This window comes from Saccharopolyspora indica, assembly GCF_027853965.1.
Classification (GTDB): domain Bacteria; phylum Actinomycetota; class Actinomycetes; order Mycobacteriales; family Pseudonocardiaceae; genus Saccharopolyspora; species Saccharopolyspora indica.
In genome coordinates, this window is sequence record NZ_JAQGLB010000006.1 from 160,046 (window position 1) to 178,912 (window position 18,867).

Annotated in this window: 17 protein-coding genes; 7 read left to right on the plus strand and 10 right to left on the minus strand. The window is 72.3% G+C overall.

Features of this window, described 5'->3' with window-relative positions; translation table 11 throughout:
- Positions 1 to 19 precede the first annotated feature (19 nt).
- The 5 genes from OU416_RS15890 to OU416_RS15910 all read left to right on the plus strand — a co-directional run bounded on the left by OU416_RS15890 (position 20) and on the right by OU416_RS15910 (position 4,405).
- Positions 20 to 754 (plus strand): (Fe-S)-binding protein, encoded by a 735-nt coding sequence (locus OU416_RS15890; protein ID WP_270927733.1) that lies wholly within the window; start codon positions 20 to 22, stop codon positions 752 to 754.
- A 17-nt stretch (positions 755 to 771) separates the two neighbouring features.
- Positions 772 to 2,202 carry a LutB/LldF family L-lactate oxidation iron-sulfur protein gene (locus tag OU416_RS15895; protein ID WP_270927949.1) on the plus strand — a complete coding sequence of 477 codons (1,431 nt, stop codon included), beginning with the start codon at positions 772 to 774 and terminating at the stop codon, positions 2,200 to 2,202.
- Positions 2,199 to 2,846: a LutC/YkgG family protein gene (locus tag OU416_RS15900; protein ID WP_270927734.1), complete on the plus strand. Its 648-nt coding sequence runs from the start codon at positions 2,199 to 2,201 to the stop codon at positions 2,844 to 2,846. The genes OU416_RS15895 and OU416_RS15900 overlap by 4 nt, the downstream gene beginning before the upstream one ends.
- Positions 2,847 to 2,919: 73 nt before the next feature.
- The gene (locus OU416_RS15905) at positions 2,920 to 4,098 is read left to right on the plus strand and encodes an acyl-CoA dehydrogenase family protein (protein WP_270927735.1); all 1,179 of its coding nucleotides are present in this window, start codon (positions 2,920 to 2,922) and stop codon (positions 4,096 to 4,098) included.
- A 94-nt stretch (positions 4,099 to 4,192) separates the two neighbouring features.
- Positions 4,193 to 4,405: a hypothetical protein gene (locus tag OU416_RS15910; RefSeq protein ID WP_270927736.1), complete on the plus strand. Its 213-nt coding sequence runs from the start codon at positions 4,193 to 4,195 to the stop codon at positions 4,403 to 4,405.
- Here the strand turns inward: OU416_RS15910 and OU416_RS15915 are convergent.
- Genes OU416_RS15915 through OU416_RS15925 form a run of 3 tightly spaced genes read right to left on the minus strand, consistent with a single transcriptional unit; the run spans position 4,402 to position 7,148 of the window.
- Positions 4,402 to 4,959, minus strand: coding sequence for a GNAT family N-acetyltransferase (locus tag OU416_RS15915; protein ID WP_270927737.1), 558 nt, complete (start codon positions 4,957 to 4,959; stop codon positions 4,402 to 4,404). The genes OU416_RS15910 and OU416_RS15915 overlap by 4 nt on opposite strands.
- The gene (locus OU416_RS15920) at positions 4,949 to 6,427 is read right to left on the minus strand and encodes an APC family permease (protein ID WP_270927738.1); all 1,479 of its coding nucleotides are present in this window, start codon (positions 6,425 to 6,427) and stop codon (positions 4,949 to 4,951) included. The genes OU416_RS15915 and OU416_RS15920 overlap by 11 nt, the downstream gene beginning before the upstream one ends.
- A gap of 22 nt (positions 6,428 to 6,449) precedes the next feature.
- Positions 6,450 to 7,148: a GPP34 family phosphoprotein gene (locus OU416_RS15925; RefSeq protein ID WP_270927739.1), complete on the minus strand. Its 699-nt coding sequence runs from the start codon at positions 7,146 to 7,148 to the stop codon at positions 6,450 to 6,452.
- A 272-nt stretch (positions 7,149 to 7,420) separates the two neighbouring features.
- Between OU416_RS15925 and OU416_RS15930 the strand changes: the two genes are divergently transcribed.
- Positions 7,421 to 9,298: an ABC transporter ATP-binding protein gene (locus OU416_RS15930; RefSeq protein WP_270927740.1), complete on the plus strand. Its 1,878-nt coding sequence runs from the start codon at positions 7,421 to 7,423 to the stop codon at positions 9,296 to 9,298.
- Positions 9,299 to 9,315: 17 nt separating this feature from the next.
- Here OU416_RS15930 and OU416_RS15935 read toward each other — a convergent pair whose 3' ends face one another.
- The 3 genes from OU416_RS15935 to OU416_RS15945 form a co-directional block, all read right to left on the minus strand.
- The gene (locus OU416_RS15935) at positions 9,316 to 9,807 is read right to left on the minus strand and encodes a MarR family winged helix-turn-helix transcriptional regulator (protein WP_270927741.1); all 492 of its coding nucleotides are present in this window, start codon (positions 9,805 to 9,807) and stop codon (positions 9,316 to 9,318) included.
- Between the two features lie 51 nt (positions 9,808 to 9,858).
- Entirely contained in the window at positions 9,859 to 11,040 is a 1,182-nt protein-coding gene (locus OU416_RS15940) for an MFS transporter (protein WP_270927742.1), read from the minus strand.
- A gap of 146 nt (positions 11,041 to 11,186) precedes the next feature.
- A complete protein-coding gene (locus OU416_RS15945; RefSeq protein ID WP_270927743.1) occupies positions 11,187 to 12,179 on the minus strand; it encodes a PHP domain-containing protein in 993 nt (330 codons plus the stop codon).
- Between the two features lie 124 nt (positions 12,180 to 12,303).
- On the opposite strand from OU416_RS15945, the gene OU416_RS15950 reads away from it, so the two are divergent.
- Positions 12,304 to 13,371, plus strand: a complete 1,068-nt coding sequence (locus tag OU416_RS15950; protein WP_270927744.1) for a tartrate dehydrogenase — start codon at positions 12,304 to 12,306, stop codon at positions 13,369 to 13,371.
- A gap of 30 nt (positions 13,372 to 13,401) precedes the next feature.
- Here OU416_RS15950 and OU416_RS15955 read toward each other — a convergent pair whose 3' ends face one another.
- The 4 genes from OU416_RS15955 to OU416_RS15970 are packed head-to-tail and all read right to left on the minus strand — an operon-like array spanning position 13,402 to position 18,861.
- Complete coding sequence (locus OU416_RS15955) at positions 13,402 to 14,721, minus strand: amidase (RefSeq protein WP_270927745.1); 1,320 nt, start codon at positions 14,719 to 14,721, stop codon at positions 13,402 to 13,404.
- Positions 14,718 to 16,499, minus strand: a complete 1,782-nt coding sequence (gene cydC / locus OU416_RS15960) for a thiol reductant ABC exporter subunit CydC (protein WP_270927746.1) — start codon at positions 16,497 to 16,499, stop codon at positions 14,718 to 14,720. Before cydC ends, OU416_RS15955 begins: the two co-directional genes overlap by 4 nt.
- Positions 16,496 to 18,088 carry a thiol reductant ABC exporter subunit CydD gene (gene cydD / locus OU416_RS15965; protein ID WP_270927747.1) on the minus strand — a complete coding sequence of 531 codons (1,593 nt, stop codon included), beginning with the start codon at positions 18,086 to 18,088 and terminating at the stop codon, positions 16,496 to 16,498. The genes cydC and cydD overlap by 4 nt, the downstream gene beginning before the upstream one ends.
- Positions 18,085 to 18,861, minus strand: coding sequence for a cytochrome d ubiquinol oxidase subunit II (locus OU416_RS15970; RefSeq protein WP_270927748.1), 777 nt, complete (start codon positions 18,859 to 18,861; stop codon positions 18,085 to 18,087). Before OU416_RS15970 ends, cydD begins: the two co-directional genes overlap by 4 nt.
- Between the last annotated feature and the right edge of the window lie 6 nt (positions 18,862 to 18,867).

An 18,867-nucleotide genomic window follows, 5' to 3' on the forward strand; every position in this document is an offset into this window, starting at 1 on the left:
CAGAACGAGGTGATGTGGCATGAGGGTGGCGCTGTTCGCGACCTGCCTCGGCGACACGATGTTCCCGGCAGCGCCGAAGGCGACCGTGCAGGTCCTGGAGCGGCTCGGCTGCGAGGTGGAGTTCCCAGCCGCGCAGACCTGCTGCGGGCAGATGCACACCAACACCGGGTACCGCAAGCAGGCGAAGTCCTCGGTGCGGACCTTCGTGGACGCCTTCGCCGGCTACGACGCCGTCGTCGCCCCGTCCGGGTCGTGCGTGGCCTCGGTGCGCCACCAGCACGCGATGGTCGCCGACGGCGACCGCAAGCTCAGCCGCGCGGTCGCGCAGGTGGCGCCGCAGGTGCACGAGCTGTCGGAGTTCCTGGTGGACGTGCTCGGGGTGACCGACGTCGGCGCGTACTTCCCGCACCGGGTCACCTACCACCCGACCTGCCACTCCGCCCGGTTGCTGCGGGTCGGCGACCGCCCGCTGCGGTTGCTGCGCGCGGTGCGCTCGCTGGAGCTGGTCGAGCTGCCCGCCGCCGAGCAGTGCTGCGGTTTCGGCGGCACCTTCGCGCTGAAGAACCCGGACGTGTCGGTGGCGATGGGCGCCGACAAGGCCCGGCACGTCCGGGAGACCGACGCCGAAGTGCTCTGCGCCGGGGACAACTCGTGCCTGATGCACATCGGAGGCCTGCTGTCCCGGCAGCGCTCCGGAATCCGGGTCATGCACCTGGCCGAGATCCTGGCCAGCGCGGAAGGAGCCGACCGGTGACCGACACCTACCTGGGCATGCCCGCGTTCCCGCAGGCTGCCAAGCAGGAGCTGGCCAACTCGCAGCTGCGGCACAACCTGGCCAACGCCACCTCGACGATCCGGCACAAGCGCGCCGAGGTGGTCGGCGAGCTGGACGACTGGGCGCAGCTGCGCGAGGCGGGCGCGGCGATCAAGAGCCACACGCTGTCCAACCTGGACACCTACCTGGAGCGCTTCGAGGCGGCGGTCACCGCTGCCGGCGGCACCGTGCACTGGGCGCGTGACGCGGCGGAGGCCAACCGCATCGTGGTGGACCTGGTGCGCGCCACCGGGGAGCGCGAGGTGGTCAAGGTCAAGTCGATGGCCACCCAGGAGATCGAGCTCAACGAGGCGTTGCAGGACGCCGGGATCGACGCCTGGGAGACCGACCTGGCGGAGCTGATCGTCCAGCTCGGACACGACACGCCCAGTCACATCCTGGTACCCGCGATCCACCGCAACCGCGCGGAGATCAAGGAGATCTTCCAGCAGGAGATGGGCAAGGTCGGCACACCGGCACCCGCCGACCTCACCGACGAACCCGCGCGGCTGGCCGAAGCGGCGCGGCGCCACCTGCGGGAGAAGTTCCTGCGCGCCAAGGTCGCCGTCTCCGGCGCGAACTTCGCGGTCGCCGAGACCGGCACGCTGGTCGTGGTGGAGTCCGAGGGCAACGGCCGGATGTGCTTGACGCTGCCGGAAACGCTGATCAGCGTCGTCGGCATCGAGAAGCTGGTGCCGCGCTGGCAGGACCTGGAGGTCTTCCTGCAGCTGCTGCCGCGGTCGAGCACCGGCGAGCGGATGAACCCCTACACCTCGACCTGGACCGGCGTCACGCCCGGCGACGGGCCGCAGTCGTTCCACGTGGTGCTGCTGGACAACGGCCGCACCAACGCCCTCGCCGACGAGATCGGCAGGCAGGCGCTGCGCTGCATCCGCTGCTCGGCCTGCTTGAACGTGTGCCCGGTGTACGAGCGCACCGGCGGGCACGCCTACGGCTCGGTCTACCCCGGACCGATCGGGGCGGTGCTGACGCCGCAGCTGCGCGGCACCGCGTCCGAAGTGGACAAGGCGCTGCCCTACGCCTCCTCGCTGTGCGGGGCCTGCTACGACGTCTGCCCGGTGGCGATCAACATCCCGGACCTGCTGGTGCACCTGCGCACCCGGGTGGTCGAGGAGCACCGCGGCTGGCGGTCCAAGCCGATGGACGCGCTGATGAGCATGGCGTCCTGGGTGCTCGGCGACTCCAGGCGGCTGGCCGCGGCGCAGAAGGTGGCGTCGTTGAGCCGACGGGTGATCGGCCGCAAGGGCACCATCGGCCGACTGCCCCCGCCGCTGTCCCGGTGGACCGATGCGCGCGACGCACCGGCGCCGGCCGAGGAGACGTTCCGGACGTGGTGGGAGCGCAACCGAGGGGGAGATTCGCGATGAGCGCGAGCATTTCGGCACGTGAGGCGATCCTGAGCCGGGTTCGCTCGGCCATCGCGGGCGCCGAGCGGACGTCGTTGGACGACGTCGCGCGGGACTACCGGCAGCAGCGGCCGGCGGACGACCTCGTCGGCCTGTTCTGCGAGCGGGTCGCCGACTACCGGGCCACTGTGCAGCGGGTCGCGCCCGGTGGCCTGAACGCCGCGATCGTGGCCGCCGCGCGCGCCGCCGGAGCCCGGCGGGTGCTCACCCCAGCTGGGGTACCACATGCGTGGTATGAGGCCTTGACCAGCAAGTTCGAGCACGTGGAGGACGGGACGGGCATCGACACGGCCGGTTTGGAGCACGTCGACGCGGTGATCACCACGGCCGTGGTGGGCATCGCTTCCACCGGCACCATCGTGCTCGACCACGGACCCGGGCAGGGACACCGCGCGGTGACCCTGGTGCCGGACGTGCACATCTGCGTGGTCGCCGAATCGCAGGTGGCCGACGACGTCCCGGAGGGACTGCGGCGGCTCGACCCGGCGCGGCCGATGACGTTCATCAGCGGCCCGTCCGCCACCAGCGACATCGAGCTCGACCGCGTCGAGGGCGTGCACGGTCCTCGGACCCTGCACGTCCTGGTCACGCCGGAAGAGCCATGACCACCTAGCGCTCCCCCACCACGGTGCAGGCACACTGGATCACCAGAACGTGTGATCGGGTGAGGAGTTCGACGTGGAGGCCCACGCGCCGTTGGAGCCGCAGCCGGAGGTCGTCGCGCGAGCGGTGGCGTTGCGCGATCAGCTGGCGTCGCACCGCGACGACGGCGAGCGGCTGCGTCGGCTGCCCGATGCGACGATCGCCGCGCTCGACGCCGCCGGGCTGTTCCGCGCGTGGGTGCCGCGCCGCTTCGGCGGCGCCGAGCTCGGCCTGCGCACGATGGTGGACGCCACCGCCGAGATCACCAAGGGCGATGCCTCGGCGGGCTGGCTGGTGATGATCCTCGGCTGCGGCGACTGGCTGACCGGGCTGTTCCCGGACAAGGCCCAGCAGGAGGTCTTCGGCCCCGACCCGGACACCAAGATCTGCCAGGTGCTCACGCCGAAGGCGGCCGCCCGCCGGGTCGACGGCGGCTGGCTGGTCAGCGGCCGGTGGGCACCGGCTTCCGGCTGCCTGCACTCGGAGTGGGCGATGCTCGGCATGTCGTTACCGGCCGACGGCGGTGCCGCGTTCGCCCTGGTCCCGATGCGCGAGCTGGGCGTCGAGGACACCTGGTTCACCCTCGGCATGCGCGCCACCGGCAGCAACATGCTCGTCGGCGAGGACCTGTTCGTCCCGGACCACCGGGTGATGCACCGCGGTCCCGCCACGCGCGGCGAGTTCCCCACCACCGAGAACGACTCGCCGCGGTACCGGACCGCGCTGGTGCCCACGCTGGCCACCTTCCTGATCGCCCCGGTGCTCGGCCTGGCCGAGCACGCCTTGGAGCACGTGCTCGCGCAGGCCGGCCGGAAGGGCATCGCGTTCACCAGCTACGCGCACCAGCGCGACTCGACCGGTTTCCAGCTGGCAGTGGCCGAAGCGGCCACCAAGATCGACGTGGCACGGCTGATCATGCACCGGTCGGCCGCAACCGTCGACGGGCACGCGCACGCCGGAACGCACCCCGACCTGCTGGAGCGCACCCGGCTCCGCCAGCACTCCAGCTACGCGCTGCAGCAGTGCCGGGAAGCCGTCGACGTGCTGGTGAACGCCTACGGCGCAGGAGCGATGTCGGAGCGGGATCCGCTGCACGCCGTCGTGCGCGACGTCCAGACGGCGGCCCGGCACGCGCTCGCCCACCCGGTGGCCAACGCCGAGATCTTCGGCCGCGCGCTGCTCGACGTGGAACCGGGCATCACCGAAATGATCTGAGCCCCTCCTCGGCCACACGATCAAGTGACACCTGGAACCGGGTTCCGGGCGCACCGGTCGTAGTGGTGTCGATCACTCTGGAGGGAGTTCCGCGTTGCCAGACATCAGGGTTCGGCTGCGGGGCGGCCCGCAGGACGGGAACGAGGTCAGCGCGCCCGCGGACGGTTCGGGAAAACCGGTCCCGCGGCTCACGCTGCCCGCGCGCGCCCGCAACGCACAGGCCGTACCGCCCCAGCTGGTCTACGAGCGCGGTCGCCGCGGTCCCGACGGCACCTGGGTGTTCGACTACGTCGGCGCCGAGACCTAGGCCGCGTCGCGCCACATCGGGTACATGGTGGGGCCGTCGTGCGGCAGGACCAGCGGCGCACCGATGTCGCGGAACCCCAGGCGCAGGTACAGGTTCCGGCTGCGGGCGCTGCTGGCCTCCAGGTAGGACGGCACGTCCCACCGCTGCAGCGCCCGTCGCAGCTCGCGGCCGCCGATGCCGGTGGACTGCACCGACGGGTCGACCGCGATCATCGCCAGGTACTGGTGCGGTTCGGCGGGGTGCTGGGCGGCGGTGAGCTCGCCGAACTCGCGGAAGCGCACCATGCGCGGGCCGGCGAGTTCGGCCAGGCGCCGCCCGCCGGCCTCGTCGAGCATCTCCGGCGGCCCGCCGTGGCCGGAGAGCCAGACCTGCACCGCTAGCCCGTCGGCACCGGCGATCACCTCGCCGTGCTGTTCGGCGCGCTGGACGACCATGCCGAACCACTCGCGGTACACCCGGTGGCGGTGCTCCTGCTCCGGCAGCAGCCACCGGGCGAACTCGTCGTCGGCGAAGGCACGCATCAGGGTCCGGACGCGTAAGTCGTCATCGGACACCGGCGGTCTCCTTCCCCGGCTGCACCGTCGCCGCGCGCGCTCCCAAGCCGATGCGCGCGTAGGCCCACGGACGGATCCGCTTCAGGGTCGCGCCCCAGAGCGCGCCGAGCACGAACACCACCAGGAAGCCCAGCGGGAGCAGCCACGCCGCCGGGTCGCCCTCCGCCACGCCGAGCACGGTGCCGAACGAGAGCACGGTCAGCAGCAGGACCACGCCCAGCACCAGCGCGGCGATCGCGGGCGCGATCAGGGTCCGCCACCGGCTGTGCCCGTGGTCCCGGTTGGCCAGGAAGTAGCCCAGCACCGCCACCGAGGTCAGCATCACCAGCGACAGCACGCCGAGCGCGCCGGCCGAGGCACCCCAGAAGAACAGGTAGGTGATCGGGTCGATCCCGCTCACCGCCACCAGCGCCACCACGACGATCGAGATCGCGGTGGTGGTCACCGAGCCCGCCGCCGGGGCCGCGGTGCGCGAACTCGTGGTGCCCCACCAGCTCAGGCCGACGCCCTCGCGGCCCAGCGCGAAGAAGTAGCGGGAGCAGACGTGGTGGAACGACAGCATCGCGGCGAACAGGCTGGTGACGTACAGCGCCGACCCGGTGGTGACCAGCACTCCCGGCAGCCGTTCCCCGGCGAGCACGAAAAGCAGCTCCGTGGAGTGCATCTCGGCCTGCGAGACGATGGCGCCCGGGCCGGTGGCCACGGTCATCGCCCACGTCGACAGCGAGTACAGGCCGCCGATGACCACCAGCGAGATGTAGGTCGCGTAGATCACCGTGCGCGGGTTCTTGGCCTCCTCGGCCAGCACGGTGGAGTTCTCGAACCCGATGAAGCCGGTGAAGGCGATCACCAGGATGACCCCGGCCGCGCTGGTCATCAGCTGCGACGGGTTGAGCGTGTCGAGCACGACGCCCTCCGCCGAGGGCGCGGAGACGAACGCGGCGTCGTAGGTCAGGATGATCGCCACCTCGGCCAGCAGCAGCACGCCCAGCACCCGGCCGTTGACGTCGATGCGCAGCACGCCCAGCACCGCGACCGCGGCCAGGCCCAGGCCGGCGAACACCCACCACGGCACGGTGCTGCCGCTGACCTGCCGCAGGAAGTCCGCCGCTCCGACGCCGAGACCGCCCGCCAGGCTGACCAGGATCAGCAGGTAGGACACCAGCGCGACCGCGCCGGCCCCGGTGCCGGTCACCCGGCCCAGCCCCTTGGCGATGTAGGCGTAGAAGGCGCCCGCGTTCTCCACGTGCCGCGACATCGTGACGTAGCCGACGGCGAACAGTCCGAGCACCAGGGCGATCGCCAGGTAGCCGAGCGGGATGCCGGTCACGCCGGAAACCGCGAAGCCGCTGACCGCACCGCCGCCGACGACCGTTTCCGGGGCCGCGGCGGCGACGGTGAAGAAGACGATCGACATCACGCCCAGGCGAGCTCGGGCCAGTGCGGCGGACACTTTGGACGGTGGCAACAGCTCGCTCCTTCGCAGTGCTTCAGTGTCTGGGTGTTATCGCCGACTGGCCGCGCGCGGCGGCGACCTCGGCGATCAGGTTCCGCAGCGGCCCGGGGATGCGCTTCTGCCAGGACTTCATCCGGAAGTCGCCCTGCCGCGCGACGTTCTTGGCCAGCCGCACGTTGCGGATCACGCCGGTCTCGCGCGCCAGCAGCGCGAAGGTGATCTCCGCGATGCGCTCCGGGACCGTGATCATGCCGTTCCCGGTGGCCGTCTCGGCGCTGGTGAACAGCAGCTCCAGCACGGATTCCGGGCTGGCCACGCCGAGGTCGGAGAACCGCCAGGCCGAGGCCGCCCCGCCGCGCCACCCGGCCGACACCGGCACCTCGCGCAGCACGTCGATGATGACCAGCCGGGCGCGGACCTTCTCGGTGGCGGTCTGGCCGAGGTAGTCCAGCCAGGTGCGCAGGTCGTGGCCGGGTTCCTCGCGGATCTCCCGCAGGACCGCCCAGGACAGGAAGTCCGGGCAGCGCCCCCGGCCGCTGGGCCGGACGCTCGGGGTGACCGCGATCTCCTCCTCCAGGATCAGCTCGGCCAGCAGGCCCGCGGCGCAGCCCAGGGACACCAGCGCGCTGTCCACCCGGGGCGTTATCCGCTGTCCACCGGTGTGCGCGGCCAGGAAGAACCGATCCGCCACCCGCAGCGGGATGCGGGTGGCATCCAGCTCGGAAACCGTCACCGGCCACCCCCGGCCGACGTGCCGATCAACACCCAGTCGCTCCCATCCGAGCCGTAGCCGCCCCCGAACCGATCACCCGCCGCGTTCGGAAAGTGCCCGAGACAGCGCACAGAGTAACGTACGCGAAGGTTTGTTCAAGGTCGTTTCCGGCGTGCGCCGTTGCGGCAGCCGGGTGATCCCCGGACCGCGCGCGGCGGGGTTGACTTCGACTTAACACGAGGTTCGAGGATGACTTCGTTCGCTCGACGCACATCCGAACGGGGGCTGCGAACATGACGGTGACCTGGGAGACCATGCGCTCCTTCGCCAGCGACGGATCGGTGACCAGACAACGGCTCTCGCCCGGACTGGCCCGGCGGATCCTGCGCTACGCCCGGCCGTACCTGCGCGACATCATCCCGTTCCTGGTGCTGGTGATGCTCGCCGCGGTGCTCGGGATCGTCAACCCGCTGCTGTTCAAGGCCATCATCGACGACGGCATCGTGCCGCAGAACATGTCGCTGATCGTCTGGTTGGCGGTTGCGGTGGCCGGGGTCGCGCTGCTCGACGCCGCGTTCTCGCTGCTGCAGCGCTGGTACTCCGCGCGGCTCGGCGAGGGCCTGATCTACGACCTGCGCTCGGAGGTCTTCGACCACGTGCAGCGGATGCCGGTCGCGTTCTTCGTGCGGGCCCAGACCGGGGCGCTGGTCAGCAGGCTCAACAACGACGTCATCGGGGCGCAGCGGGCGCTGACCAGCACCCTGTCCTCGGTGGTGTCCAACGTGCTGAGCCTGGTGCTGGTGCTGGCCACCATGTTCACGCTGTCCTGGCAGATCACCCTGATCGCGCTGGCGCTGCTGCCGCTGTTCCTGCTGCCGGTGCGCTGGATCGGTCGGCGGCTGCAGCGGATCACCCGGGAGCAGATGAAGGTCGACGCCGAGATGAGCTCGCTGATGACCGAGCGCTTCGGCGTGGCCGGGGCGATGCTGGCCAAGCTGTACGGCCGCGCCGACGAGGAGGCCGCGCAGTTCGCCGCGCGGGCCGCGCGGGTGCGCGACATGGGCGTGGTCTCGGCGATGTACAGCCGGATCTTCTTCGTCGCCCTGACGCTGCTGGCCGCGCTGGCCACCGCGGTGGTCTACGGGCTCGGCGGTGGGCTGGTGCTCACCGGCGCGCTCCAGCTCGGCACCCTGGTCGCGCTGGCCACGCTGCTCACCCGGCTCTACGGGCCGCTGACCGCGCTGTCCAACGTGCACGTGGACGTCATGACGGCGCTGGTCAGCTTCGACCGCGTCTTCGAGGTGCTGGACCTGCGCCCGATGATCGAGGAGAAGCCCGGCGCCGCCGAGCTGCCCGCCGGTGCCGCCGACGTCGAGTTCGACCGGGTCTCGTTCCGCTACCCGGCCTCCAGCGAGGTCTCGCTGGCCTCGCTGGAATCGGTGGCCCGGCAGGACAACTCGCCCGCGCAGGAGGTGCTGCACGACATCTCCTTCCGCGCCGCACCGGGGCAGACGATCGCGCTGGTCGGCCACTCCGGCGCGGGCAAGACGACGATCACCAACCTGGCCGGGCGGCTCTACGACGTCGACGGCGGCGCGGTGCGCATCGGCGGCACCGACGTCCGCGACGTCACGCTGGCCTCGCTGTACCGCTCCGTCGGCGTGGTCACCCAGGACCCGCACATGTTCCACGACACGATCCGCGCCAACCTGACCTTCGCCCGCCCCGGCGCCACCGACGAGGAGATCATCGAGGCGCTGCGCACCGCGCAGCTGGGCCACCTCGTCTCGGCGCTGCCGGAAGGGCTGGACACCGTGGTCGGCGACCGCGGTTACCGGCTCTCCGGCGGGGAGAAGCAGCGGCTGGCGATCGCCCGGCTGCTGCTCAAGGCACCGCCGATCGTGGTGCTGGACGAGGCGACCGCGCACCTGGACTCGGAATCGGAGGCCGCGGTTCAGGAGGCGCTGCGGACCGCGCTGTCCGGGCGGACCGCACTGGTCATCGCGCACCGGCTGTCGACCATCCGCGAAGCGGACCGCATCCTGGTCATCTCCGGGGGCAGCATCGCCGAGGACGGCACGCACGCCGACCTGCTGGCCCGCGACGGCCTCTACGCCGAGCTCTACCGGACCCAGTTCGCCCAGCAGAACACCGAGGAAGAAGCCGCGTGATCAGCGCCCCGCTCCGGTCACTCCGGCTGGGGCGGGGCGGTGGTGATGGTGCCCTCGGGGTCGAGGTGCGCCAGCACCGCCGCGCAGAGCTCGTCGAGCTGGCGCACCTGGTCGTCGGTGAGCCCGTCGAAGACCAGGTCGCGGACCTTCTCCACGTGTCCCGGCGCGGTCGCCACGACCTTGTCGTGGCCGGCGTCGGTGAGCTCGGCGACGTTGCCGCGGCCGTCGCCGCTGGCGCGCTGCCTGCGCACCCAGCCCTGCTGCTCCAGCCGGGCGACCACGTGCGAGACCCGCGAGGGCGAGGCGTTGGCCCGCGCCGCCAGGTCGCTCATCCGCAGCGCCCGGTCGGGAGCCTCGGAGAGCATGGCCAGCACCCAGTAGCCGAAGTGGGTCAGCCCGGAGTCCCGTTGCAGCTGCGCGTCGAGCTTCGCGGGGACGACCGTCATCAGCGCGGCGAACTTGCGCCAGGCGCACTGCTGTTCATCGCTGAGCCATCTGGGTTCGGACACCGCCCCAGGATACGCCGACATACTTGACATTTCACATATTTCCCACGCCGGTCATCGTCCGGCAACGCTGCGCGACTTCTTCGAGGCACCGATGGCGAGCGACAGCAGGATCAAGGAGCTCAGGCCGAGAACCGCCGCGACGACCGGCAGCACGCCCGCCCCCGGACCGCTCAAGGTCAACCCCCCGACGGCACCGCCCAGTGAAACGCCGAGGTAGGTGCCCGACGTGTTGAGCGCCAGCGCCTGGGCGGCGACGGGTCCGGCGAGCTGGTGGAGGCGCGCCTGGATCGCCGGGGAGTTCCAGAAGGCCATGCCGCCCCAGATCGCGCCCACCGCGGCGAGCACCGCGAAGGGCACGGGCCGGACGAACCAGAACGCCCCCATGATCACCATGATGCCGGTGAAGGCGCCGATCCCGGCGACCAGGGCGCGATCCGCACCCCACCGATCCGCGGCCTTCCCACCCGCCCAGATGCAGACGATGCCGGTCAGCCCGGACAGGCTGAACGCGAGCGCGCGCTGGTCCACGTCGGCCTCGCTCACCGCGTGGAGGTACGGCACCGTGTAGGTGAGCATCATCATCGACCCGGTCATGAGCACGCAGTTCGCCAGGAGCCCGAGCGACACCGGCGCGCTGGCCAGGACCCGCAGCTGCTCGGGGATGCTCGGCACCACGCCCGTCCGCTCCGGTTCCCGGGGCAGGGTCACCAGCAGGAAGGCCAGCGCCACGACTCCGGCCACCGCCATCGAGGCGAACGTCATCCGCCAGCCGTGGTGGCCGCCGATCCAGGTGCCGATCGGGACACCGGCCGCGATCGAGCCGGTGACGCCGAGCGCCACGACCGCGACGTACCTGCCGACGTGGGTCTCCGGAGCTCGTTCGGCGGCGTGGGCGAACACCGCCGGGGTCGAGGCCGCCGCCGCGGTCGCCGCCACGACCCGCAGCACGAGCAGGAAGCCGAAGCTGGTCGCCGCGGCCGCCAGGACGTTGGCCACGACGAAGACGACGAACGCGGCGGTGAGCAGCCGACGGCGGGAGATCCGCGCCAGTGCGACGCCCGCGATCGGCGCGACCAGCGCGACGGTGAGCGAGAACACGGTCACCAGCTGCCCGGCGTGCGCCTCGCTCACCGCGAGGTCCCGCGCGATCTCCGGCAGGACACCCGCGATCACGTAGTCATCGGTGTAGAGGACGAAAGCCGCGACGAGCAGCGCGAACAGCCAAGCGGGCACAGCTGGTCCCCTCCTGCGCCTCGACATCATCCGATGGGCGCGCGGCAACGACGAGTTCGGGCAGGCCGCCCAGCCGGAAACTATCACAGGTGTGATAGTCGCGGCGCGCGGGATTCCCGCCGGTTCTCCCGGCGCGGTGCGGCAGGTCAGCGCGGTGCGGTGAGCTCGTCGGCGGTGCGCGTGTTGATCACCCGCTCGGCGGGCACACCGCACTCCTCGGCGCGGGCGCAGCCGTGGGCCAGCCAGTCCAGCTGCCCGGGTGCGTGCGCGTCGGAGTCGATGCTGAACAGGCAGCCGATGTCGCGGGCGAGGCGGATCAGCTCGCGGGGCGGGTCCAGCCGGTCCGGCCGCGAGTTGATCTCGACGGCGACGCCGTGGTCGCGGCAGGCCTGGAACACCGCGGTCGCGTCGAAGGCCGACTGCGGGCGCTTCTTGCCCGCGCCGATCAGGCGGCCGGTGCAGTGCCCGAGCACGTCCACGTGCGGGTCGGCCACCGCGGCGCACATCCGGCGGGTCATCTCAGCGGCGGGCATCCGCAGCTCGGAGTGCACGCTGGCCACCACGACGTCGAGCTGCGCCAGCAGTTCCGCCTCCTGGTCAAGCGAACCGTCGGAGAGGATGTCGACCTCGATGCCGGTCAGGATGCGGAACGGCGCGAGGCGCTGGTTGAGCTCGTCGACGACGCGCAGCTGCTCGCGCAGCCGCTCCGCCGACAGGCCGCGGGCCACCTTCAGCCGCGGCGAGTGGTCGGTGAGCGCGATCCACTCGTGCCCGAGGTCGCGGGCGGTGGTGGCCATCTCGGCGATCGGGCTGCCGCCGTCGGACCAGTCCGAGTGCGTGTGGCAGTCGCCGCGCAGCGCGGCCCGCAGCTGCGCGCCGCGCTCCGGCACGTCCACTTCGGACCGGAGCCGGGCCAGGTACTCCGGTGTCCGCCCGCGATGCGCTTGCTCGATCACCGCGGCGGTCGTCCGGCCGATGCCCTCCAGCGCGGTCAGCCGCCCCGAGGCCACCCGTTCGTCGAGGTCCGGCAGCTCGTCGACGATCGCGGCGGCCCGCCGGAACGCCCTGACCCGGTAGGTCGGCGCATCGGCCCGTTCCAGCCGGAAGGCGATCTCGCGCAGTGCCCGTGCCGCATCCACGCGGTCATTCGTAGTCGCTGCGCGGCCGCGGCGCCAGGTGATTGCCGCCGGGGGCTTGGCTCCCGGCGGGTGCGGCGCGTTAGATGACCACCGGGAACGTCGTGACCGAGAGGTGAGGTGGAGAGTGCAGCAGTACGAACTCGCGGTGCTGCCCGGTGACGGGATCGGCAACGAGGTCATGCCCGAGGCGTTGCGCGTGCTCGACGTGGTCGGCGCGAAGTACGGGGTGCGGTTCGGCTACCGGCACTTCGACTGGAGCTGCGAGACCTACAAGAGCACCGGTGCGATGATGCCCGCCGACGGGCTGGACAGGCTGCGCGACCACGACGCGATCCTGCTCGGCGCGGTCGGCTGGCCCGGCGTGCCCGACCACATCTCGCTGTGGGGGCTGCTGCTGCCGATCCGCCGCGAGTTCGACCAGTACGTCAACCTGCGGCCGGTGCGGCTGCTGCCGGGCGTGACGCCGCCGGTGCGCGACAAGCGGCCGGGCGACATCGACTTCTGGGTGGTGCGGGAGAACACCGAGGGCGAGTACTCGCAGCTGGGCGGCAGGCAGGGCGAGGGCACTCCGACCGAGATGGTGCTGCAGACCGCGGCGTTCACCCGGCGCGGCACCGACCGGATCATGCGCTACGCCTTCGAGCTGGCGCGCGAGCTGGGCAAGCCGCACGTGACCTCGGCGACCAAGTCCAACGGCATCTACCACTCGATGCCGTACTGGGACGAGCGGTTCGCCGCGATCGCCGCGGAGTACCCGGAGGTCACCGTCGACCAGGACCACATCGACATCCTGTGCGCCCGGTTCGTGATGTCGCCGGAGCGCTTCGACGTGGTCGTGGCCAGCAACCTCTTCGGCGACATCCTCTCCGACCTGGGTCCGGGCGTGACCGGCACGATCGGGGTGGCCCCGTCGGGCAACATCAACCCGGAGCGCGTCCACCCGTCGACGTTCGAGCCGGTGCACGGTTCGGCCCCGGACATCGCCGGGCGGGGCATCGCCAACCCGATCGGCCAGATCTGGTCGGCGGCGATGATGCTGGACCACCTCGGGCTGGCGGAGGCCGGTGCCGACGTGGTCGGCGCGATCGAGCGCGTCCTCGCCGACGCCTCGGCCCCGCGCACGCCGGACCTCGGCGGGAAGGCGACCACCGAGGAGCTGGGCAAGGCCATCGCCGAGGCGGTCGCGGGCTGATCGAGCGGGGCGCGGTGCCGCCGCGCCCCGTCAGCCGCCGATCCGGGCGGCGACGGCCAGCAGGACGTCCTCCTGCCCGGGCCTGCCGACGAGCTGGAGCCCCACCGGGAGCCCGCCGAGCGTGCCCACCGGAACCGACACCGCGGGCACTCCGGCGACGTTCCACGGGCTGGTCAGCCCGAGCAGCGCGGTGAGCACCCGCGTTCCGGTGCCGCCGACGGTGGTCTCGCGCTGCCCGATCTCGGTGGCAGTCACGCAGGTCGTCGGCAGGGCCAGCAGGTCGACCCGGGTCAGCAGCTCACCGACCTCGCGGCGCCACCGGTCGCGCGCGGCCAGCGCCCGCACGTGCTGCCAGCCCGCGATCCGCGCCGATTCCCGCAGCCGGTCCCGGACGTCGCCGGTGTAGAGCTCCGGGTGCTCGGCGAGGCGCTCCGCGTGGTTGGCGCAGGCCTCGCTGGCCTGGATGCCCAGGTAGGCCCCTCGCACCAGCTCCGGATCGCCGATCTCGGCGTCCCGCACGGTCAGCCCGTCCAGCGCGGCGCGGGCGATCCGGGTGATCTCCGGGTCCGTCGGGTGCAGCGAGTCCGGGTCGAGCCAGCCGATGCTCGCGGTCTCGCCGCGCTCCCGGCTCGGTTCGTCGCGCAGTCCGGCCAGGACGCGGTAGGCGGTGCGGCAGTCCTGCGGGCTGCGGGCCAGCACTCCGACGTGGTCCAGCGACTGCGCCAGCGGGAACACGCCGTCGACCGGGATCGCGCCGAAGGCCGGTTTGAACCCCACCACCCCGCACAGCGCGGCCGGGATGCGCACCGATCCGCCGGTGTCGGTGCCCAGCGCCAGCGGCACCATCCCGGCGGCGACCGCGGCGCCGCTGCCACCGCTGGAGCCGCCGGTGATGCGGGTGGGGTCGTGCGGGTTGCGGGACGGGCCGCGGTGCGCGCTGTCGCCGGTCGGGCCGAAGGCGAACTCGTGGGTGGTGGTCTTGCCGACCAGCACCGCGCCGCCCGCTCGCAACCGCCGCACGCATTCGGCGTCCGATGTGGACACGTGGTCGGCGAAGTGCGCCGAGCCCATCGTGGTGGGCAGGCCGGCGACTTCGATGATGTCCTTGACCGCCACCGGGATGCCGTGCAGCGGCCCGCGGTCCAGGCCTTCGGCCAGTTCGGCGTCGGCCTTCTCCGCGGCCTTCACCGCGCCGTCGCGGTCGACCGCGGTGAAGGCGTTGAGCTCGCCGTCGAGCTCCGCGATGGCCCGCAGCGCGGCCTTGGTGAGCTCGACGGCGCTGGTCTCACCCGCGCGCAGCCGTCCGGCGAGTCCGGTGGTGGTCAGCTCGGCGAAGAACCCCTGGGTCAACGGTCGCGCACCCCTCTCCCGGTGAGCGCCGCGGCGCGGCGACGGAGATCATCCTGCGGCCGGATCGCCGGGTCCGTCAACGCTTCGGCTTCCCACAGGTCGCGGAACGGTCCCGGCTGCGCGAGGAGTTCCCGGTGCGGGCCGCGCTGCACGATCCGGCCGGCGTCGAGCACCAGGATCTCGTCGAACTCGGCGAGGCGGGCCAGCCGGTGCGTCACGACGATGGTCGTCCGCCCGGTCCTGGTGCGCAGGAGGCGGCTCAGGATCTCGTCGGCCAGTTCCGGTTCCAGCGCCTCGGTCGGCTCGTCGAGCAGCAGCACGCCCGGCTCGGCCAGCAGCGCCCGCGCCAGCAGCAGGCGTTGCCGCTGGCCGCCGGAGAGCGGTTGCCCGGACTCGCCGACGAGCGTGTCGAAACCCGCGGGCTGCCGGCGGATCCAGTCGAGCAGTCCGGCCTGCTCGGCCGCTCGTTCCAGCTCGGACTCGGCGGCCTCCGGTGCCGCCAGCAGCAGGTTGTCCCTGATGGTGGTGCTGAAGACGTGCGCGTCCTGGGTGACCGCACGGGTTTCCGGCCGCTCGACGCGGCCTGCCGTCACCGGCACGAGTCCGGCCAGAACACCGAGCAGCGTGCTCTTGCCCGCTCCGCTGGCGCCGACGACGGCCACCGCTCGGCCAGGTCCGACGGTCAGGTCCACGTTGTTCAGGGCTGGCCGGTCGTAGTGCACCGAAACGTCGTGCAGCGCCAGGTTCTCGGCATTCGCCTGCGGCAGCGGGATCGGAGGTGCGGCGAGCAGCTCCGTGATCCGCCGCAGCGCCGGGACGTGCTCGGTCCAGCGGCGCGCGGCGTCGGTCAGCGGGAGAACGGTTTCGAACGCCGCCAGCGCCAGGAAACCCACCACTGCCGCGCTCGTCTGCGGCTGACCGGCGAGCAGCGCGGTCCCGGTCACGGCCACCGCCGTCATGCCCTGCACCACGACACCACCCGCCAGCAGCGCGCTCCGGGACGGTTCGCCATCACGCCGCCGCATCCGCGCTGCGTGCTGCTCGGCGCGCGACACCGCCGCGGGCACCGCGCCGAAGGCGGCGAGTTCGCGAGCTCCGTCCACGAGATCGGCGGCGGCGACGGCCAGTTCGGCCCGATCCGCGGCGCTCCGGTCGCGGCGGTGGGTCAGCACGGCGAAGGCGGGTAGCACCACCGCAGCGACCAGCAGACCACCGGCCAGCACCGGCCCGGCGGCCGGAACCACGACGGCGCAGGCCAGCACCGATCCGGTGGCGACGACCAGTGCGATCAACGCCGGGGACAGGCAGCGCAGCAGCAGTTCCTGAACGCTGTCGACGTCGGACACCAAGCGGGACAGGGCATCTCCGTCGCGCAGCGCCGGACGCCCCAGCCTGGCCCGGAACACCTCGGGACGCAGCCGCGCGACCGCCCGCAGCGCGGCGTCGTGCCCGGCCAGGCGCTCCAGGTAGCGGAACGCGCCGCGAGCCAGCGCGCACGCGCGAACCCCGACGATGGCCAGGCTCAACGCCGACAGCGCGGGCTGCTCGGCGGCGCGGGTGATGAGCCAGGCAGCCAGCGCCATCAGCCCCACAGCGCACAGCTCGGCGGCCACCCCGGCTGCCACTGCGGCCAGCAAGCGCGGCTGTTCCGCCTCTCCGCGATTCACAGTGGTGGTTGCGTTCGGGATCGACCTCACGTTGTGCGGTTTCTTGTGGCTGGGTTGCGTCACGTTCCCCTGAGGTGCGGTCGAGCACTGGGTCGACACAGATCTGCTCATGCCGCCACCTCCATCGAGCCGCTGCGCAGGCGGATCACCCGGTCCGCGGCCGCCAGCAGCGCCGGTCGGTGGGCCACTACGATCGCGGTCTTGCCTTTCAGCACTTCCGCGGCCGAGGTCGTCAGCACTGCTTCGGAGTGCAGGTCCAGCCGCGCCGTGGGTTCGTCGAGCAGCACGATCGGCGCGTTCTTCAGGTAGGCGCGGGCGATCGCCACGCGCTGCCGCTGGCCTGCGGAGAGTTCGGCGCCGCGCTCGCCCAGCAGGGCCCGGTAGCCGTCCGGGTGCTGCTCGATGAACTCCGCCGCGTGCGCCGCGCGGGCAGCAGCGCGCACCTCCGGCATCGGGGCGTCGGGCGCGCCGAGGCGGATGTTGTCGGCGATCGTCCCGGCGAACAGGTGCGGGTGCTGCGGAACCCACGCCAGTTGGCGGCGCCAGTCCGCCACGTCGAGTTCGCGCAGGTCGACGCCGTCCACCAGCACCCGGCCGGAGGTCGGCCGGACGAATCCGAGCAGCAGGTGCAGGACGGTGGACTTGCCCGCGCCGCTGGGCCCGACCAGTGCCACCCGCTCCCCCGGGCTGATGACGAACGACACCCGGTCCAGCACCGGGGCCTCGTCACCCGGGAAGTGCACGCTCACCTCTTCGAAGCGGATCTCACCCGCGATGGCTCCGCGCCGCGTCCCGCCCTGTTCGGCGCTCGGGGCGTCCAGAACGTCGAAGACCTGCTCCGCCGCCGCCATGCCCTCTTCGGCGGCGTGAAACCTGGTGCCGAGCGCCCGCAGCGGCAGCAGCGCCTCCGGCGTCAGCAGCAGCACCACCAGCGCCGTGGTCAGATCCATCCCGCCGGACAGCAACCGCAGGCCGACCGGCACCGCGACCAGCGCGACCGCCAGCGACGACACCAGCTCCAGAGCGAAGCCCGACAGGAAGGCAACCCGCAGCGCCCGCATCGTCGCCGTGCGGTGCTCATCGGCCATCCGGCCGATCACCGCCGACTGGTGCTCGGCGCGCCCGAACACGCGCAGCGTGCTCAACCCGGCCAGCACGTCCCGGAAGTGCCCGCCGAGCCGCTGCAGGTGGGTCCACTGGTTCGCCGTCACGTCCCGGGTACGCAGGCCGATCAGGGCGCCGAACAGCGGGATCAGCGGAATCGTCAACGCCACGATCAGCGCCGACGACCAGTCGGCCAGCCCCAGCCGCACCAGCACGACCGGCGGCACGAGCACCGCGACCGCCAACTGCGGCAGCACCCCGGTGATCACTGGTTCCAGCGCGTCGATCCCCTTCGTGATCAACGTGCTGAACGCCCCGCTGGACCGCTGCCCCGCAGCCCGGGCGAACAGCGAGCCGCGCAGATCGGCCTTGAGATCGGCCGCCGCTCGCTGCACGAGGGCGTTGCCGCACCACGTCGTCCCCGCGCGCAGCACGACGGCACCGGCGAGCCACGGCAGCTGACCGGCGTCGAGCTGCGCGATGGCGCGCGCGAGCAGGTCCGCCTGCGCGATGATCAGCCCGGCCTGCACCAGCGCGAGCACCGCCACCGCGATCCGGGTTCGGCGGGGCACCAGGCCCAGGAGTCGCTTGTTCACAGGTACAGCGGCCTTTCCACCCGGGCCCGGAACGTCCACCACACCAGGGCCTGGGCGGCGATCAGCAACGGCATGAGCACGAGCACGGCGGGCAGCAGCAGACCGAGCGTGCCCGGATCGGCGGCGTTCTCCAGCAGCGGGAGGCGGAATCCGACCGCCAGGCACAGCAGCACCAGCGCGGCGGAGGTCAGCGCGAGCCCCGCCCGCTCCCCGCAGCGCCCGAACAGCGCGCTCGCGCGCTGGTGCGGTGGTCCGGACAGCCGGAGGCGGGCGAAGGCCAGGCCGTGCACGGCGAACAGCATCGCGATCGCGACCGCCGCCAGCAGCGCCCCGGGGCCGGTGGCCACCTCGTGGATCTGGCCCGCGAGCAGCCCCGCGAACATCCAGCCCCAGCTCAGCGCCACGCCCCAGCTGCCGCCGGTGATCGCCGCGTCGCATCCCGCGCACCACGCGCGGCCATCGGCCCGAGCCCGCAACCACAGCCCCATGTCGCGCACGATCCAGCCGACCAGCAGCAGCACCACGGCGGGGAACAACCCGGTCAGCAGCTCGCCTTCGAGCACGGGGAAGAAGCCGACCAGGATTCCCGCGGTGGCCACCAGCCACACCTCGTTGCCGAGGAAGAACGGCGCGATGGCGGTGACCACCAGCCTGCGCTGCCGCGCGTCGCGCCCGAGCGCGGGCAGCAGCATGCCGACTCCGACGTCCGCACCGCCCAGCAGGAAGTATCCGAGGGCGAACACGCCCAGCACCGCGATAGCCAGCAGTTCCACTGTTCG